We start from the raw sequence: 18,577 nt of genomic DNA, 5'->3' as shown, positions 1-18,577 counted from the left end.
AATTAAATTCATTATATAACGATTTCTAAATTTTTAGTTAATTACTAGTGAGAATTAAGCAAAATTTAAACAAAAACACCTATGTTAGGCTTTAGTTACAGGTTTTCCCCCTATAAAATCAACTATTTGCGCCACCAACTATGGGGTACGCGAATTACTTTGATATTATCTTTGAACGAACAAAATAACTCCTTTCGAAAAACAAATGAACTGATATTAATCAACTTCCAATATCGAGAATTATGTAAATAAGCTGCCCATATGGACAGCTTATTGTATTTTTTGCTTAACATATTTTTTCTGAAATGCTGGCGGTACTCAATTTAAAAGTTGATATGCCCCCATTCTAGTGGCAAGATATGTTTTATTAGTTCTTCGTTACACCCATGCGTACTTCTTAACTATTTTATTTCATTTTTAATAAGGTGAAACTTTAATCAGTGGGGGTTTTCTTCCCCCCCCCACTGATTATCAGCCCTCACCAATCGGACTTTAATGACTTAACATTATGCTTATCTTAGGAGCGAGGTATTTTATCGGTGAGTGCATACAAACCATGTAATGCTTGCTGTTAATAATGCTGACGAAATCAAAGCTGTAAGAACACTATATGTTTGCCACATAAGTATTGTTGACCAATCGAAAGCGCAGCACAGTATACCCAGAGCAATCGTAGCGATCAGGAAAATAACTGTTACGGTTATTCTCTTTTTTGTCATTGGCTGTCGCTCATTCGTTCTCCTTCTGCGTAATCCTAAGAGAAATAGCAAAACGGCCAATAGGCAAAAAATAATTGTGATAGACGACAAAATGATATCCAAAAGCTGTGTGCCGCTTATTTCATATGACTGAGTTAGATTGCCTTCTAATATATCTTTAACTTTTAGTACCATGTTTGTATTGGTATTTGTGCCGTTGCTCAGCAAGGAGACGGCTGTTCGTTCATTTGGCAGTATGACTACTTCGGTTCTGAAATTTGGATTGCCCCCAGTGTGTTCTATAATCGTTTGTTCGGCATTTACGGACCAACCTGCCGCATAATACATACCGTTGACAGCCGAAACAGACATATCACCCCTATGTGATTTTTCGATAACCGTGTGAAATATTTCGGGTATGTCCTGCACGATACCCATCTGTATGCCCAGCCAACGAGCCATATCTTTTGTATTAGAAATGATGTAGCCTGCGGGTTTATTCCCAGCATAATCCGGAGCTTTAAATGGAGTTGTCATAAAAAAGGAAGAACGGTAGCCCTGTGCCAACTGTCCAGTGGCTTGAGCAGCTTCTTTATAAACATACGTCTGGTGAAGACCTAACGGCTGAAATACCTGTTCCTTCATAAAGTCTTCATAGCTCTGTCGCGACACAATCTCAATAACCAAACCCAATACGTCATAATTAACGGTTCCATAGTTATACTGTTCACCGGGAGGGAACGCCAATTCAGCATCCACGAGCATTTCCACAGTCTTTTGCAACATATCCGGTGTATTGCCTTGTGGAATATTTTGAAGATGCCTAATATTTGTTAGACCACTGGTATGGTGAAGAAAGTTATTTAGTGTAAGACTTTGCATATCAACAGGTTTCCCTTGATATTTTAATGTAAACCAAGGTAAATATTTTTGGACAGAGTCAGTCATTGAAAGCAGCCCTTGCTCTTCCAATAGCATAATACCCATACCGGTAAAAGCTTTACTGACCGAGGCTAACTCATAGAGTGTATTTTCACTTGCAGATAACCCCTTTTCACGGTCTGCATACCCTGAAGAAAAGTAGAACACTTCATCATCAGCAATTATTGAGATTGACATTCCCGGCACACCTGATATACGACAGGCATCATCTAGCAACGCTTGTATTGCCGCAGATTGCGAATCTGACAACGCATAACTTTGTGTTGCGAATCCTGAGAATAATATAAATATCGTTAATACAAAAACAATAATCTTTTTCATAAACTCTCCTTTTTGGAAAATTATAAGAGAACAATATAAAGTGAACCTATAATCAGCCCTCACCAATCGGACGTTTACGGGCAGCCCGACCCCCACCTAACTTCTTTGCTCCAGCCAAATTTTGAGGTGGGAGTTTTACTGCCCGTTAATGTTCGATAAATAACCTCCTTTTACAACTACGAAACTAAATTTTAATGTATCTTTCTATTCACCTGTATAATATCAAATAATTACGAATAGTTACACTTAAACGGACAGATGGATGTAATTTGAAACAACTTTAAAGAGCCTTGCTACGTAGAATGTAGTAAGGCTCTTAGCTTTTTAATAATCAAAATTCAATAACTTTATTATCATTATACAACAGCCCCACTAAGCTTATTACCACTTAATGAGGCCATTTGATTCACATTATTAATTATGGAACGTCGGCTTATAGAACGAACGATTATCAAGTGCGAAGACACGCTCTGTGTATTCGCCTGGTTTTGTGCGTCCTAATGCGCGGTCCATCATGTTCATTTTTGCATCTAAGTTATCGATGTAGTGCAGAATTTCTGCTTCTTTTACTAATGGTGGTTTTGGACTACCCCATTCTGCTTTTCCGTGGTGAGAAAGGACGATGTGTTGAAGAATTAATACTTCTTCTGCATCAATTTTCAGCTCGTCTGCTGCTTTCCCAATTTCGTTCACCATAATAGAAATGTGGCCTAGTAAATTTCCTTCTAACGTATACGTTGTAGAAATTGGGCCAGATAGTTCGATTACTTTACCAAGGTCATGTAAAATAACGCCTGCATATAGTAAGTCTTTATCTAACGATGGGTATAGATTTGAGATAGCTTTCGCTAAATCAAGCATTGATACGACGTGATAAGCTAGTCCAGATACGAACTCGTGATGGTTCTTTGTCGCTGCTGGATAGTCTAAAAATTCGTTTTGATGCTTATTTAGTAAATGTCTTGTTAGACGCTGAATGTTCGGGTTTCTCATTTCAAATATGTATTGCGTAATTTTCTCAACCATATCTTCTTTTTTCACTGGTGCTTTTTCTACGAAGTCTGAGATATCTGTTACTTCATTTTCATTCGCAACACGAATTTGTTTCACACGTAATTGAATACGTCCTTTGTAGTTTAAAATATCACCAGCTACTTTCACGATTGTTTCCGCTACATATTGTTTCTCAACTTCTGGTGATACGTCCCACAATTTCGCTTCAATATCTCCACTTGGATCTTGTAAGATTACTGTTAAAAATGGCTTTCCATTGCTTGCGATACCTTTTGTCGCTGTTTTAATTAACAAGAAAATATCGACTTGTTCACCAACTTCATATTCTGCAATTTTCTTTTTCATTCGAATTCCTCCACCAAATCAGTTACTTTTAGTATAGCACACTACAACTCATTTTCTTTACGCATATGTGTTAATTTTATAATCTGTTTTTCTGTAAAATACGCGAGTAAATGCGCATGACATGTAAAGAATATGACTTGTCTATCCTTTGCAATTTCCTTTATAAGTTCAATCGTTCGATTCGTCCTTACCGCATCAAAATGCACGAAACTATCATCAATAATAAATGGATAATCATGTTCGAATGTTTTCGCGAGTGCAAATCTCAGCGATAAGTATAACTGCTCCGCTGTCGCTTGGCTTAGTTCATGACTGTAAAAACGCATACCATCGTTACGTTCAACGATAAACGGTTCTGCCTCTGACGGTGAAAAGATTTTACTATAGCGTCCGCCTGTTAAATAGACGAAATACTCTTCTGATTTTTGTAAAATACGAGGAAGATGAACTTCATGATAATAGTGCTTCGTTTTCGTTAACACTGTCTTTGCGGCCGCATAAGCAGCCCACTTCTTCACTTGTTCACGCACTTGCGCTTTTTTCATTTCCCATTCATGCATTAAATCGCCGTACGTACTACCTTCTTCTAAATTCGCAATTTCCATACGATGTTTCGCAATACGCTCTGTCAGTTCTTTCTCTTTCGTAAGACAGTTTTGGACAGTTGTAATTTCTTGCTTTAATTTTCCTTCATAACCGTCAGCTTCATAATGTTCAGCTAATGATAAACTCGTTAAACGCTGTTCCAACAAATCAATTTGCGGTAATAAACGCCCCACTTGTTTCTCTGCATCCTCACGTTTTTCCGCCAGTTTACCAGCTTCTAAAAACATCTCTTCATCTGTAGACTCTGCAATATGCCATAAACCATCTCGTTCTATTAGTAATTGCTTTAATTGTTCTTGCATAAACTCATATTCTTCTTGCCATTCCGCCAGTTTTTCTTTTAACTGCTTACAAGCTTGGCGCTTCTCTTTCTCATTTTGCATACGGCTTTGTGCCTCGTGTAGCTTACTATACTCCGCACTACCGATAACAGTTTCTAGTTTATGTTCAAATTGCGAAATCATTTCATATAATGAAGATTTTCGCGTACCTTGCTTCTCTAACTCCCGATATAATTGCTGCATTTTTTCAATACGCTCAAACGCCGGCAATATGTGTGCATACGTATAAAATTCAGGAAACATATAGCGCGTTTTATATGCATCGACTTGTTCTCCCGCCTGGAACGTTTCTCTCTCCCATTCCTCATACGATGAAACGACTTTATCATACGCTCGTTCCAACTGCTGTAACTTATAAGACTCGCGCTCAAATAACTTCCGAATCTCTTCATCTTTTTCTAACTGATAACGAACAGACATCGCTTCTTCACTTTGTCTCCCGCCAGCACTTTGCTGAAGTGTAAGGAGCTCTTCTTGTAATCCACTTGATGGATCTTTATATAAAACAAGGGCGAGAACAATCCCTATAAAAACAATGACACTAATAAATAAGAGCGGTCGATTGTCTATAAATAAGCTTGTGAATAAAATGCCTGTGTTAATAAGGAGTAACAGAAGACAAACTCTTTGCCACTGCTTTTTCTTTTGCTTAGCTGCTCCTGCTTTTTCCTCATACTTGCGCTTCATTCTCTCTGCGCCCATACCGATAAACGCCGCATCTTGGAACGATTTCTCTTTCTCAACTAACGCATTTCTCTCTTCATCCACTAACATTTGTTTCTTAATCTGTCTTATATTCTCTTCTTGTTCTTCTAATTGCTCCTGCGCTACTTTAAAACGATCATCAAGCTGTGCTTTTTGCGTTTCTAATTCACGCGCCTTTTGCACTGTTTGCGCAATTAACTCTTTCGTTGCCAAACTCATATCAAACGACAGAACTGTTTCCTTTTCAAAAGTAGCACCAATTTGTTGCTCTAGTTCTGCCAGTTCTTCTTTTATATTCGTAATACTTCCTGTCAAATCACGCATTTCTTGGCGTGCATTTTCGTAAGACATATGCTGCATACGAAGTTCTTCTACATAACTTTCTTTTTGTAAAAACTCTTCATCTATTTGAATCGAGGCAATTTCCGATTGCACTGTCTCAATTTTCTTGTGGAGCGAATCAACTTGTAATTGAAGCGGCTCCATTTTCGCCTTAATTGCTTCATAACGCGCCATTCCGTTTACAGGAAACTGCCCGCTCTCGTTCTCTAACACTTTCTCGTGCGCACGCTTTTCAATAACGAGAGGCTCAAGCGCTGCTAATATTTCATAATCTTGCTTCCGCTTTTCTGCACTCTCTTTTTCCACGCGAACAGAAGCAAGTTTCTCTTCACTTTCTTTTAACTGCTCCACTTGCTTTTCATACGTGCCAATTTTCCCTTGCCACTCTTTCATCTTCTCTTCCAGCTTCTTCATCTCTTGCAATGATACGTTAATTTCTGGTTTACGACCACTCGGCTTGAAGCGCTGGTCCATTTCTTTTTCTAGCTTTTTATCTAACTGCAATAGCGCATCACTTCCGACTGCACTTGCCGAAAATAAATAATTGCCAATATCCGCTTCGCCGAGCTGATGAATGTTTTGAAGGCCATGCATATCAAATGAAAAGACAGATTCAAATAAACTTTCATTCATCCCGCTTAATATATCGTTTAAAATTTCTTCTCCGCCCGTTTTCCCGTCTTCAAAATAAACGATCACCTCGCCAGCTGCCGTCTTTGGCAATCGCTCAATTTTCAAACGACCGTACTGCTCTGTTTGCACAGTGATCGCACCGCCATATTTCCCGCCTTCTTTCGGCTCATAACGGCGCTGTCCTCTCGTCGGAAAACCGAATAAAATACTTTTCATAAATGAGCGAATTGTCGATTTCCCCGCTTCATTTTCACCGTATAACACTGTCAGCAAGGAAAGATCCATTTCCACATTTTCTAATTTTCCGTACCCATAAATATGGAGTTTTTCAATTCTCATTTTTTATCCCTCTCTTGCTGGAATAATTGTTCTAAAATAATATTTTCTGCTTCCTTTTGAATCTCTTCCTTCTCTTCTTCTGTAAAAGATTCAATACTATTACGCGCTACAGGAGATGTCCAAATAGTGCGCAATACTCCGTCCATATTAGTGAAAGCTTCTAACTCCTTTAGCACACTACCGACGAAATGATTTTCCGCTTTCAAACGTTCGATTTCCGCAAAAGAAACCGTCTCATTTTTCCACTTCATCGCATATACAAAGTCTTTTCGCTCTTCGCCAGCTGCTAAAATATGAAAAATCTCTTCCACACGTTTTTCATCACGTAAATAAGGAGAAAGTGGGCCTTGTCCTGTAAATATGACAGTTAATAATGTCCCTTCTTCTTCTCTTCGGCATTCATTTATCGCACTTGATACGCTCGTCATAAGTTCATCAACCGTTTCAAGTCCATCGATACTCACTTCTATCTCATCCCACACAACATCCGCCGTATGGAAAAATGAACATTGAGTTCCTTGTTTCGTAAGTTCAATCAGGTACGCACCCTTTTCCCCTGTTTCCTTACGATGACGTCCTTGTATGTTCCCTGGATAAATCATGCACGGCTCTTCTGATAAAATTTCACGTTTATGTATATGGCCAAGAGCCCAATAATCAAACTGCTTTTCTTTCAGCTCACGAATTTGAAACGGCGCATAGCGATTATGCTCTGCATCCCCTTCCACACTTCCGTGAAGCATGCCAATATGAAAAGGTGCATCACTCATTTTCGTATACTGCGCTGTCATATTATCCGTTACCGCTTGCTGCAAATAACTGAACCCGTAAATAGAAGCTAACAACTCACCATTTTTATAAAATGATTTCTCTTCTACATAAGGCTCAGTAAATACATGAACATTTTCTGGAAACTCAATTGCTGCCCAGCTTCCCCCTAAATGATCGTGGTTGCCGTGAATAATAAAAACAGGGATATCGTATTGCGAAAGTCTCTTCATTTGCTCACGCACAAACACTTGCGCCCTCAAACTTCTCGTCTCCGCATCATACAAATCCCCAGCTAGTAATACGAAATCAACGCGCTCTTGAATCGCTTTATCAACAATACGCTCAAATGATTCAAACGTACTTTGCTTCATTCTCTCCCACACAGACTGCGCAACATTCATCTCCATCCCTTTAAAAGGACTATCCAAATGCAAATCAGCCGCATGTATAAACTTCACTTGTTTCACAAATAACGATCCTTTCTATCTTTCAAAAGTTTCATTTTATCACAATTAAAATCGCTGAAAACTAATAATTATCGAGAATAAAAATATTCTCGATAATTAAAGTTTCATTCTATTTTACCACGCAATGTCATATATTTCTTTGCATATTGTAGCGTTTTATGTCAAAATAATTATAAGATTCTGATTTTAATTATTGGAGGGAATTTTCATGGGAGTATACGTTCTAACAGTCTTTGAAAAAGATGGTTCAAAAGCATTAGACGAATCATTCGAGGCGGCAACTGAAAAAGAAGCAAAAGCAAAAGGTGAATCTATCTTACAAGAAAAAGGATTGTATGAAAAAACACATCGCTGTACATCTACTGCAGGTAAGCTCGTTTTATTCCAGCGCTAAAAAAAGAAGCGTCATCCGCTTCTTTTTCACTCTACTATATCTTCGTCACACCACGTAAACACCACATCTAGAATGCGATTACCGATACGTACGCGTTTATTCCATTTACCTGTTTGGATCTGATGTTGCAACTCTGCTTTCATCTTTTCCGTCCAGTCGTGAATTGTTTCACTACCGTCGTACGGATATACGCTTGGAAACTCTTCCTGCAGTAGATGCAAGCTCTCTGCATCAAAATGAAAATGGAAGAAGTAGTTTGCTGTAAGCGATGGTTCTTGCAATCGTAAAAAATGATCATCAATTTGCTTTCTATTTCTATAGAAAGTAAAGATATTCACTTTACCGCTAGTAATTTGGTCAATTTGAATTTCGTGCTTCTCTATAATCACGTCTTGTCCACCTCGTTGTATACTACCTTTAGTATATATGTCTTTTGCAACAAAGTTAACCATTTTCGCGCGAAATTCATTTCCTTCATTATAATTCCTGTACCTCCATATGCAATCAGGATAAATAAAAACAAAGTTGAAGGGGAGCGATCACATGTATTTCGGAAGCAAAGGTTGGTATGTAAAAGAACTTAAAAAATTAGGTATTCGTACTTATGAAGGTAAAAAACTAGAATCGTATCGTACGCATATTTTATCTAGTTTACTTGAGAGAATGAAAAAAGCTTCGGCTTAATAGAAAAACACCTCCCGAATTCGCATACTAAGTATGCAAATTCAATGGAGGTGTTTTTATCAGTTTTCATAAAATATTTTTTGTTTCCGCTGAAACGGATACGTTTTAATCTCAGCTGTATCTAAATTTTCATTGAATAAATGAATGGCTATAATTTGTCTACAATCGTAAGTATGGTAATAATATGTTCCAGATTCCATACACATTGCACTTGTATAGATGGTATTATCTAATATACCGTCTTCTGTTATTACTGCCCCCTTAGGGACCTCACAATTTGATAAGATATGAAAAATAGCCGATATCCCCTCTTCTTCGTTCTCTATACCTTGAATGTTTTGTTTGCCATATGCTGCCCGTACAAATCTTGATGGCGGGGTGAAATCTCCAGGAAGTCCCATCGTTCCTGAACCTTGGCCAAAAGCACTTAATGGTACATCTCCCCACTCCGTTGGCGCAAATGGCTGCGATTTAAGACCAATATATTGTCTTAAATTTTGTAAATGCCAATTAAACTCCGGACTATTAGTCATTACTCCTAGTGGATTGTCATACACTTTTATTCCATCAGCTGTCGGCTCAAGTACAATACACGCTCCCGATTTGTCTGCTAAAATCCAATGTAGCGGTGGGGTAATTCCTAAAACTGGTAATGGTATATCTATAAGGGAAATGTTATCAACAGATTTTTTTAACTCTTCAACAGAATTAAATTGCGTGAGGCTCCAAGCCACAAAATCAAATGGCGCTAAATTCGTTTTATGGTTATCTATACTGTTACTATAAGTAGCGAATCCCGGGAAATAGAGAGTGGCACACGTCATACCAGCTTCATTTACTCCGTCCGCCATAATGACCCTTCCTTCATGATTAATTCCCATTCCGACAATAGCCTTTTTCGCTCGGATAGTTTCACCAGTTATATTGTTCCACTGATAACGCCGAGGAATGATTATTACTTCCTGATTCATATCTAATGTGAAATCCATTGTTCTCGCAAAAAGATGTTGGAAATTTTTAGTTTGTAACGTCAAACTAGTACACATGAAGAAATCCCCCCATTTTATAGTTATATACACATTTTATAAAATTCTGATAAATACGTAAATTAAAAACCCTATTTATCGCTAACAAAGTAACCACCCAAACTAAAAATGCTATAATAAATCCAATCAAACTAAGGGGGCAAATTACTTTGCTTGGAACATGCATTCTATTTCATAAGTTTGGCAATCCAAAAGACGTATTACAAGTTGAATATAAAAATATAGAACCACTGAAAGATAATGAAGTTTTCGTCCGTATGCTAGTTAGACCGATTAATCCATCTGACTTAATTCCCATCACAGGAGCGTACGCTCATAGAATTCCTTTACCTAACATACCTGGCTATGAAGGTGTTGGTATTGTAGAAAATGTTGGCGCTTTTGTTTCTCGAGAGCTTATCGGTAAACGAGTGTTACCTTTACGCGGGGAAGGTACTTGGCAAGAATATGTGAAGACATCAGCTGATTTTGTAGTCCCTATTCCTGATTCCATTGATGATTTCACAGCGGCACAAATGTATATTAATCCCCTTACGGCGTGGGTTACTTGTACAGAAACGTTAAACTTACAGCGTAATGACGTTTTATTAGTGAATGCTTGTGGGTCCGCTATTGGACATCTATTTGCGCAGTTATCCCAAATTTTAAATTTCCGATTAATTGCCGTTACAAGAAATAATAAGCATACAGAAGAATTACTGCGCCTTGGTGCTGCATATGTAATTGATACTTCCACTGCCCCGCTTTATGAAACTGTTATGGAATTAACAAACGGGATTGGTGCGGATGCTGCGATTGATTCTATCGGAGGACCGGATGGAAATGAATTAGCTTTCTCCTTACGTCCAAACGGGCATTTTTTAACGATCGGTCTTCTATCAGGAATACAAGTGAACTGGGCCGAGATTGTCACGAAAGCAAAAGTACACGCAAACATATTTCATTTACGACATTGGAATGATGAAGTGTCACCATATAAATGGCAAGAAACGTTTCGTCACTTAATTCGTTTAGTAGAAAATGAGCAATTACGTTTTATGAAAGTCCATTCTACGTATGACTTAGCGGATGTGAAAGCGGCAGTTGATGTTGTACAGTCTGCTGAGAAAACGAAAGGGTAACTAACTGTTACGATTTATTTAACCAATTATAACGAAAGTTAATTAAATATATCAGTAAGCCCTGCTAGTCAAGTGATTGGCTAGTAGTGAGGGTTAACTGCGGGCAATCCCTAAAGCTGATTGAACTACAACGTGGCTAGAAATAGTGAGCGTGAATGTCGCGAAAGCAGAAAAAATCAATCAGATGGTGCAAGGTTAAATCCTAAACACTAGAACAATGGGTCTTCCGCCTCGAATCATCTAAGTCAAAATGGATAAGATGAACGTTCAACGACTATCTCGTATAACTGACGAGAGTACATCACAAGCCTATGGTGGTGGAAAAATCCTCTATCTTTAAGTAGATAAACATATAGTCTGCGCTCATGTGAAAACATGAGAAGTTCATAAGAGAACTGGCTAAGGAATTGCGCCCTTAGTTGAACAAGATAAATTTTATTGAAAGTTCCGAACACGCGTGCTATGTTAGGTTCAATAAGGTGAGAATAATAATGAAATTTTCACGAGTTAGTCAAGTATCAGAATTAACAGGTTTGCATCCGAGTGGTCTCAGGAGAATGCTGGTGGAACACGCTACGATTCAGAAGAACAAATCTTTCATTAAAGGAGTTACATTCTGATGATATTGGCGAAGAAAGTTAGACTGATTCCAACGCCTGAACAAGAAAAAGTGCTTAGAAACCATGCTGGTGCTGCAAGATTTGCTTATAACTATTGTAAAAGAATAAGTGATAGATATTATAAGCTATTTGGAAAATCTGTTTCACAGTTAGCTTTACAGAAACGATTTACAAAGATCAAGAAGCGAAAGAAATATGAGTGGTTAAAAGACATTAATGCACAAGTTCCTAAACAGGCTTCAAGAGATTTTGATGCGGCGAGAAAAAATTCGTTCAAAAAGTACAAAAATGGTTCTCACACTTCTTATAAATCCAAAAAAGATGTAATCCAAGGATTTTATGCTAATTATGAAAGACTGATTATAGGAAAGAAAGTAGTTCACATTCAGTCTATTGGAGAAGTGAAAACAAGCCAACAACTACCAAGAAATAAAAAACCATCCAATCCAAGAGTTACCTTTGATGGTCGTCACTGGTGGATTAGTGTAGGGTTCCAAGAAGACTTTGAATTACAAGAACTAACCAATGAGTCAATCGGTGTGGATGTTGGTTTAAAAGAGCTTTTTGTAGCTTCTAATGGTATGAAAGAACGAAATATAAACAAAGATGCCAAGGTTAAAAAACTTTTGAAAAGGAAAAAGTCAGCACAAAGAGATATGTCTAGGAGATTTAAAAAAGGTGTGAAAATTCAATCTGCTGGATATGAAAAAGCGAAAGCTGAGCACCTGCGGTTATCTAGGAAAATTATGAATATCCGAAATAACCATATCCATCAAGCAACAGCTAAATTGGTGAAAACCAAACCAATGAGGATTGTTGTGGAAGACTTATCTATCTCAAACCTGTTAAAAAACAAAAAACTATCGAAAGCATTTTCATTTCAAAAATTAAACTTCTTCTTTCAATGTTTATCATACAAGTGCGAGAAGTATGGCATTGCGTATGTAAAAGCTGATAAATGGTTCGCTTCAAGCAAGATTTGTTCATGTTGCGGCGTAAAATACGACCATTCAGTTCAACCAGAAGGACAGTGGAGTTTAAAAATACGTGAGTGGTGTTGTGTTTCATGTAATAGCCATCACGATAGGGATGTAAATGCTGCGATAAATTTATCAAGATGGGTAAAATAAATGCTTGATAATAGGAGGTAACGATACTGCCTCGTGTGGAGTGTTATACCCCTCGTCCCTTTGGGGCTGCGAGAACACTTTGAAGCACTAACTTGTGTAAATTTGATTGAATTGTATAGATTTAGTTAAGTTTATCGTATCGGAAAGTGTTTTTGACGAGTTATTAAATGCAAAAGAAGAAGTCTTTTGCATTTACCTTTTAAATAGACTAGATAGTACGTTTAGCAGTCTATAATTGTAATTTTTTGGTACAATTATATTGAAAGGTGAAAGGAGCTTCTAACATGTGGTTCATTTCGGCAATTTGGCCTATTATACTAGTCGGGGGAATTGTAGTATTTGTAATAAAAAGATTGGAACATAAATATAAGCACGGCAAATTAGGTAAGAAAAAATCAAAAAACACTCAAATTTTATTAGACAGTTTAATACCAATGGCAATGCTTTTAGGGTGTTTGATCGGTATTATTGTCGGCATATTTTCTCCTGATTCTTTACTACTTTCAATTAGTTTAGGATCCGGAATAGGCTATTTATTTGGTTTTTTCGCCTATGAAATTTATAGCAAGACAGGAAACAATTTTTCCTAATCCAAAAGGAATAAGCGGGACAGTGCATAGTAATCATATAAAATATGTAACTGTCCTTTATTTTTGCATCAATGTTATCACCTTACCTTTCGCCTACTATACACCTCTTTTATTGATTTTTCTCTCCTTCCCTTTTTGCATATCCGCTTTTTTATTTTCATTGGATCTATATCCAAAGTAAAGTAGCGCACATGTAATAACAGAACCTACAATGTAGCCTAAAAAACATCCTAACCAAAACATAGTGTAACCGCCTCCATTCATAATAAATTTTATGTAATATAACTCTTTACATACTCCATCGTTTATTTTTATCAACTATACACTTTCTAAAATTATTCATACCACTAATTCTCTTCATATCTCAAATAGCAATTTTATTATTTGTCATAAAGTTAACACCTTCTTTAAATATAAAAAATTCCATTTTATCACTTTTTCTTAAGAAATAATATACTACATTTGAAATAAGCGAGCTAGTACATCGGCCCTTCTCTATTTTAACTTTAGTCATGAACAAAAGAAAAATAAAAACCCCCTCAAAGCATAAACTTCAAGGGGTGAGCCTGTTTTTATTTACTTATATACGTACAGCTGTACCACTTACAGCAACCATTAACATTCCATCACGAACAACTTCATAATCTACGTCAACGCCAACGATAGCGTTCGCACCTTTTTGTTTTGCAAGTTCTTTCATTTCATCCATTGCGATATCACGTGCTTCTTTTAGTTTGCTTTCGTAAGAACCAGCACGACCACCGACAACATCACGAACAGAAGCGAATAAATCGCGGACAATATTTGCACCCATAATAGCTTCACCATTTACAATATCGATATACTCAATAATTTCTTTACCTTGAATTCCAGACGTTGTTGTTACAATCATGACTGACACTCTCCTAATAAGTTGTAGTTTGAATAAGCTTTCTTATGTCTTTATTATGACATGGAAAAAGTAACTAATCTATTGAATTACCTTACAGGAGTGTGACAATTTTGTAAGAATGAAACGGCTATTATTAATAAAGCGCTTTTACGTTAGGATACATAAACGATTTTCTATTTTCTTTCCAATCCTTTTCCACTTCTTTAAAGGTTGGTCGCCCTAATTCTTCATTGTTTTCCTGTTTACTAAACCATTTCTTTACATACTTCTCTCCATTTTTATTTTGAACCGTACAAAGGAAACTATTACTACTATCCTTTAATATTTTTACAATCACGAAAAGACACCCCTTCTCTCTTAAACTTGATCTTTTACTATAAGCCCTTCCTCTCTTATAGTCATACGACTCCTCGGCCGTGCCAAAGTTGTAAGATCAAAAACGATATTCATTATGTTTAAATATGTGACGTACATATTATTTAAAGAAATCAGAGTTATAAGCATTATGCTTATCAAATATTTTATAGATTTCTAACTTATCATCTAATTTTGCATCTACTAAAATTAATATATTTCCATCGTAAATGTATTCTTCATACTTCTTAGCATGTTCTTCAGGGATTCCTAATCCGATAAATGCTCCTATTAAACTTCCAGCTCCTCCGCCAATACCGGCTCCCCCAATAGCTGCCGCGATAGGTCCTGCTGCTACAATTGGGCCCAGTCCAGATACGGCAAGTACACCAAGACCTGTTAATAAACCACCGAGTCCGCCTGCTACTCCTCCTGCTACAAGCCCTGTTGCTGAAAAGATATCTGCTTTATGTGCAGTTTCATTCTTAACTTTTTCACCGGATTTTTCTTCAAGGTGTTCAATTTCCTTTTGATCCTTTGCAATAGCTGAAATGTTATCTGCTGAGTATCCTTTTTCATTTAATTCATTAATAACGAGTGCCGCATCATCAATTGTTCTAAAGACACCTACTATTTTTCTATCTACATTCATAACTATTAACCTCCTAAAGTTTTATATAATGTATCTTTATTTTTCTTCATTTCTGTATACACTAATCTTCTTATTAACATAACCATTTACGAAAAAAGCGAATAGTAAAAGCACTACAAGTGAACTACTTAACAAGTAAATTAAATCAAATGTAATATCAATCATCATTTCATTCATGTATACCAGGCTCCTTTTTATTTAAAGTAAAAGTATATTTTGATAGACTAATCTACTAAACATAGACATCTTACAATTCATCTTCAGTTAATCTCTTTGTAGTATATGTATACCCTTCCTAACCTTTTCTAAACGTAAAAAACTATAATTATATTTTTTCTTATTTATATGTTTAACACTTTTTAAAACGGGTATGTTTATATTGTTATGCTTACTATATGGAAAGGAATATTACGATGAACGCCATTCACTCTACTACTATTTCTTATAATGAAACACCTACAATAACTCAGATTCATCATTTTTATGCTTTAATGACAACATTTCAAACGAATGTATTTATAAGTAAACACGGAACACTTACTTCTATTAAAAACTTAAGCACATTAGTATCCTTTTTCCTTACCGTAAAAAAGAGAGAGCTTGTATTATTTATCTTTGAAGGAATAGATGCAAAAAAAGCTTTAAGAACACTCTTTCCTTCTTAAAAGTTTTGTTATCCCCTATTCCCTCGATTGTTACTTTTCATATATAGTTTTATATTTCAAAATGATTTCCTCTATGAAAAACGAGCCCCCTAATACAATAGGGGGATTTCTAGTTTGGTCTTACGAAAACTGATATAATATATATTACGTTTTCATTCTTTACGATTGAAAACTTTTAATAATCTTGAAGGTAGGAATTTCTAATGAAATCGAAAGCAAAATTTAGTATTCGTTACAAAATTATGGCTGGTTATTTAGTTATCATTTTGTTCTTACTTATTTCTTTCATTATGTTAAACAATGGGATTTCCAGTTTACAAAAATCTCGTAATTTTATTATTGATCACGATTTTAAAGTTCTTAATTTAACGAATCAAGTGGAGAAAGATTTACTAACAATTGAAAATAAAGCGAAAGGATTTATCACTTCTAATGATGCAAATTACGTTCAATCCCTTAACGCTGCGGAAAAGGATTACGAAAAACATTATCAAAATCTTTTAGCTCTATTAGAGGATAACCCTTCTCAGCAAGAAAAATTAAAACAGATTAATGAAAACATTAATAATTGGGTTAATAAAGAGATTCACCCATTCATTACGAATCACAATAGTAATAACGTACAAGCAATCGACACGACTCAAATTCAATCATTACAATCGCAACTAACTAACTTCCGTAGTGTAGAGGAGCAACTAACGAAAAAAAGAGCTGCACAATTAGATACTGAAAATAATAAATTAGAGATTTGGTTATACAGCTTATTGTTCTTACTTTCTTGTATTTCCATTATCATTTCACTCTATATTTCGAATTCCATTACAAAAACGATTAAAAATGTAATTCAAGTTATTAAATCCATTTCTTCTAAAGAAAAAATTACGGAAAGAATTCATGTGAACAGCCATGATGAAATAAAAGATTTGGCTCATACAACGAACCATTTACTAGACGAAATATCGAAAAGAGAGTGGTTGCAAACTGAGCTTGCAGAATTAATTTTAATGTATCAAGGTGTATCTTCTATTGAGATGTTAGGTAACAAAATTCTTAGTGGAATGATACAAAAAACGCAAACTTCTTGCGGTGCATTTTATGTACGTGAAGAAATTGAAGAAACTGTCTACTATGTGAAAAAAGCTTCTTTCGCCGGTCAAGGTCCTGATGTTGGAAAACAGTCCATTAAAATGGGTGAAGGCTTAATTGGGCAATGTGCTTTAGAAAAACAAAGCTTTATTCTTCGAGAAATACCAGAAGAATTTCGTTATGTTACTAGCGGATTATTAGAAATACGCCCTAAAAACCTACTAGTCATCCCTATCTTATTTGAAGATGAAGTGATCGCAGTGATGGAGTTAGTAAGTGTAACTGAGATTTCAGACTTACATCAAGAATTAATTCAACAAACCGTTAATAATCTAGGTTTAACAATCCATAGCATTATGGGACGTATGCGAATTCAAACCCTTTTACATGAATCACAGGCAATGACAGAAGAGCTGCAAGTTCAATCAGAAGAATTACAAACGCAAGCTGAAGAACTACAAATGCAAGCCGAAGAATTACGAACAACGAATGAACAACTAGAGTCTAGAACGGAAGAGGCGGAGCAAAAGACAGCTGACTTACAAATTACTAAATCAGAATTAGAAGAAAAAGCAAGTGAGTTATTACGTAGCTCAAAATACAAATCAGAATTTCTAGCAAATATGTCTCATGAATTACGCACACCGTTAAATAGTATTTTACTATTATCTGAAATGTTAAAAGAAAATCATGATAATCATTTATCCGACGATGAAATTGAATTAGCAACTGTCATTCATTCATCAGGAAAAGATTTACTTACTTTAATTAATGACATACTTGATTTATCGAAAGTAGAAGCTGGGAAACTAGATGTGATTTTCGAAGCAACGAATATAAGTGATATGGCAGCAAGTATGCATCAAAACTTCTTACATATCGCTGCACAAAAAAATGTCGAATTTACGATTAAAGACAGTGACACCATTCCGGATTTGTTTTATACAGATGCAAAACGGATTGAGCAAATTATTAAAAACTTATTATCCAATGCATTTAAATTCACCGAAAAAGGATCCGTTTCTTTACATTTCGATTCAATAGAAATAAGTAATTTGAGTCATGATATGCAGTCTATAAGCAATGATTGGATGAAAATTTCGGTAAAAGATACTGGTATTGGTATCTCTAAAGAACAGCATCAACTTATTTTCGAAGCCTTTCAACAGGCAGATGGTGCAACGATTCGAAAATATGGTGGTACAGGCTTAGGATTATCTATTTGTAAAGAGTTTGCTAGACTGTTAGGTGGTTGGATTACGTTAGAGAGTCATGTAGGAGAAGGCAGTACTTTCACTGTATATATTCCTAACCTTCCAAATGGATTAACTGATATACAAGTATCCAATTTAGAAGTTGCAGCAACGATAGAAGATGTTATTCCTGCTGAAGTTGTGGAGGAAACTATCGTTACTACCGAAACAAATAACGTCTTCCAAGAGAAAACTATTTTAATTGTCGATGATGATCACCGAAATATATTTGCATTACAAAATGCATTAAAAAAACAGCATGCCAACATTATTACTGCCCAAAACGGCATAGAGTGTTTAGACATACTAAAAAACAATACAAATATTGACCTTATTTTAATGGATATTATGATGCCGAATATGGACGGTTATGAAACGATGGAACATATCCGAATGAACTTAGGGTTAAGTGAAATACCTATTATCGCATTAACTGCGAAAGCAATGCCAAATGATAAAGAGAAATGTTTATCTGCTGGCGCTTCAGATTATATAAGTAAACCATTAAATTTACATCAACTCTATTCGGTAATGAGTGTATGGTTAATAAAATAAGTGAGGTTTAG

19 protein-coding genes are annotated in these 18,577 nt (G+C 36.0%); 8 read left to right on the top strand and 11 right to left on the bottom strand.

Going from position 1 to position 18,577, the window contains the following annotated elements; translation table 11 throughout:
- Nucleotides 1-533: 533 nt before the first annotated feature.
- The 4 genes from ACTFRY_RS23110 to ACTFRY_RS23095 all read right to left on the bottom strand — a co-directional run bounded on the left by ACTFRY_RS23110 (nt 534) and on the right by ACTFRY_RS23095 (nt 7,524).
- Complete coding sequence (locus tag ACTFRY_RS23110; protein ID WP_098616913.1) at nt 534-1,961, bottom strand: serine hydrolase domain-containing protein; 1,428 nt, start codon at nt 1,959-1,961, stop codon at nt 534-536.
- A 414-nt stretch (nt 1,962-2,375) separates the two neighbouring features.
- Nucleotides 2,376-3,320 carry a 3'-5' exoribonuclease YhaM gene (gene yhaM / locus ACTFRY_RS23105; RefSeq protein WP_098596045.1) on the bottom strand — a complete coding sequence of 315 codons (945 nt, stop codon included), beginning with the start codon at nt 3,318-3,320 and terminating at the stop codon, nt 2,376-2,378.
- Nucleotides 3,321-3,361: 41 nt separating this feature from the next.
- Complete coding sequence (locus tag ACTFRY_RS23100; RefSeq protein WP_098616914.1) at nt 3,362-6,286, bottom strand: ATP-binding protein; 2,925 nt, start codon at nt 6,284-6,286, stop codon at nt 3,362-3,364.
- Nucleotides 6,283-7,524: a metallophosphoesterase family protein gene (locus ACTFRY_RS23095; protein WP_098616915.1), complete on the bottom strand. Its 1,242-nt coding sequence runs from the start codon at nt 7,522-7,524 to the stop codon at nt 6,283-6,285. The genes ACTFRY_RS23100 and ACTFRY_RS23095 overlap by 4 nt, the downstream gene beginning before the upstream one ends.
- Nucleotides 7,525-7,732: 208 nt before the next feature.
- Between ACTFRY_RS23095 and ACTFRY_RS23090 the strand changes: the two genes are divergently transcribed.
- A complete protein-coding gene (locus tag ACTFRY_RS23090) occupies nt 7,733-7,918 on the top strand; it encodes a YhzD family protein (protein WP_000539552.1) in 186 nt (61 codons plus the stop codon).
- A gap of 26 nt (nt 7,919-7,944) precedes the next feature.
- Here ACTFRY_RS23090 and ACTFRY_RS23085 read toward each other — a convergent pair whose 3' ends face one another.
- The gene (locus ACTFRY_RS23085) at nt 7,945-8,307 is read right to left on the bottom strand and encodes a hypothetical protein (RefSeq protein ID WP_029437729.1); all 363 of its coding nucleotides are present in this window, start codon (nt 8,305-8,307) and stop codon (nt 7,945-7,947) included.
- Between the two features lie 154 nt (nt 8,308-8,461).
- Here ACTFRY_RS23085 and ACTFRY_RS23080 point away from each other — a divergent pair, with 154 nt between their 5' ends.
- Nucleotides 8,462-8,602, top strand: a complete 141-nt coding sequence (locus tag ACTFRY_RS23080; RefSeq protein WP_000273535.1) for a YflJ family protein — start codon at nt 8,462-8,464, stop codon at nt 8,600-8,602.
- 59 nt (nt 8,603-8,661) lie between these two features.
- On the opposite strand, the gene bsh is transcribed toward ACTFRY_RS23080, so the two are convergent.
- The gene (bsh, locus tag ACTFRY_RS23075) at nt 8,662-9,648 is read right to left on the bottom strand and encodes a choloylglycine hydrolase (RefSeq protein WP_098616916.1); all 987 of its coding nucleotides are present in this window, start codon (nt 9,646-9,648) and stop codon (nt 8,662-8,664) included.
- A gap of 149 nt (nt 9,649-9,797) precedes the next feature.
- Here bsh and ACTFRY_RS23070 point away from each other — a divergent pair, with 149 nt between their 5' ends.
- The 4 genes from ACTFRY_RS23070 to ACTFRY_RS23055 all read left to right on the top strand — a co-directional run bounded on the left by ACTFRY_RS23070 (nt 9,798) and on the right by ACTFRY_RS23055 (nt 13,109).
- A complete protein-coding gene (locus tag ACTFRY_RS23070) occupies nt 9,798-10,769 on the top strand; it encodes a zinc-dependent alcohol dehydrogenase family protein (RefSeq protein WP_098616917.1) in 972 nt (323 codons plus the stop codon).
- Nucleotides 10,770-11,260: 491 nt separating this feature from the next.
- A complete protein-coding gene (locus ACTFRY_RS23065; RefSeq protein ID WP_000672782.1) occupies nt 11,261-11,389 on the top strand; it encodes a hypothetical protein in 129 nt (42 codons plus the stop codon).
- Nucleotides 11,389-12,519, top strand: a complete 1,131-nt coding sequence (locus ACTFRY_RS23060) for an RNA-guided endonuclease InsQ/TnpB family protein (RefSeq protein WP_098542370.1) — start codon at nt 11,389-11,391, stop codon at nt 12,517-12,519. The genes ACTFRY_RS23065 and ACTFRY_RS23060 overlap by 1 nt, the downstream gene beginning before the upstream one ends.
- A 284-nt stretch (nt 12,520-12,803) precedes the next feature.
- Entirely contained in the window at nt 12,804-13,109 is a 306-nt protein-coding gene (locus ACTFRY_RS23055; protein WP_016117357.1) for a hypothetical protein, read from the top strand.
- Between the two features lie 96 nt (nt 13,110-13,205).
- Here ACTFRY_RS23055 and ACTFRY_RS23050 read toward each other — a convergent pair whose 3' ends face one another.
- The 5 genes from ACTFRY_RS23050 to ACTFRY_RS23030 form a co-directional block, all read right to left on the bottom strand.
- Nucleotides 13,206-13,352, bottom strand: coding sequence for a hypothetical protein (locus tag ACTFRY_RS23050; protein ID WP_000498633.1), 147 nt, complete (start codon nt 13,350-13,352; stop codon nt 13,206-13,208).
- Nucleotides 13,353-13,689: 337 nt separating this feature from the next.
- Nucleotides 13,690-14,001, bottom strand: coding sequence for a YbjQ family protein (locus ACTFRY_RS23045; protein ID WP_000637511.1), 312 nt, complete (start codon nt 13,999-14,001; stop codon nt 13,690-13,692).
- A 133-nt stretch (nt 14,002-14,134) separates the two neighbouring features.
- Nucleotides 14,135-14,338, bottom strand: coding sequence for a DUF4028 family protein (locus ACTFRY_RS23040; protein ID WP_000635857.1), 204 nt, complete (start codon nt 14,336-14,338; stop codon nt 14,135-14,137).
- 138 nt (nt 14,339-14,476) lie between these two features.
- The gene (locus ACTFRY_RS23035) at nt 14,477-15,007 is read right to left on the bottom strand and encodes a general stress protein (RefSeq protein ID WP_001100096.1); all 531 of its coding nucleotides are present in this window, start codon (nt 15,005-15,007) and stop codon (nt 14,477-14,479) included.
- A 36-nt stretch (nt 15,008-15,043) separates the two neighbouring features.
- Nucleotides 15,044-15,184: a hypothetical protein gene (locus tag ACTFRY_RS23030; protein WP_001004567.1), complete on the bottom strand. Its 141-nt coding sequence runs from the start codon at nt 15,182-15,184 to the stop codon at nt 15,044-15,046.
- A 236-nt stretch (nt 15,185-15,420) separates the two neighbouring features.
- Between ACTFRY_RS23030 and ACTFRY_RS23025 the strand changes: the two genes are divergently transcribed.
- Nucleotides 15,421-15,672, top strand: a complete 252-nt coding sequence (locus ACTFRY_RS23025) for a hypothetical protein (RefSeq protein WP_000991358.1) — start codon at nt 15,421-15,423, stop codon at nt 15,670-15,672.
- A gap of 203 nt (nt 15,673-15,875) precedes the next feature.
- Nucleotides 15,876-18,566, top strand: a complete 2,691-nt coding sequence (locus tag ACTFRY_RS23020) for an ATP-binding protein (protein WP_098616918.1) — start codon at nt 15,876-15,878, stop codon at nt 18,564-18,566.
- Nucleotides 18,567-18,577: the final 11 nt, after the last annotated feature.

Source organism: Bacillus cereus group sp. MYBK195-1 (assembly GCF_051916605.1).
In the GTDB taxonomy this organism is placed as follows: Bacteria; Bacillota; Bacilli; order Bacillales; family Bacillaceae_G; genus Bacillus_A; species Bacillus_A cereus.
Note: the sequence above shows the minus strand (reverse complement) of the source record. Positions and strands in the feature narration are given on the sequence as shown.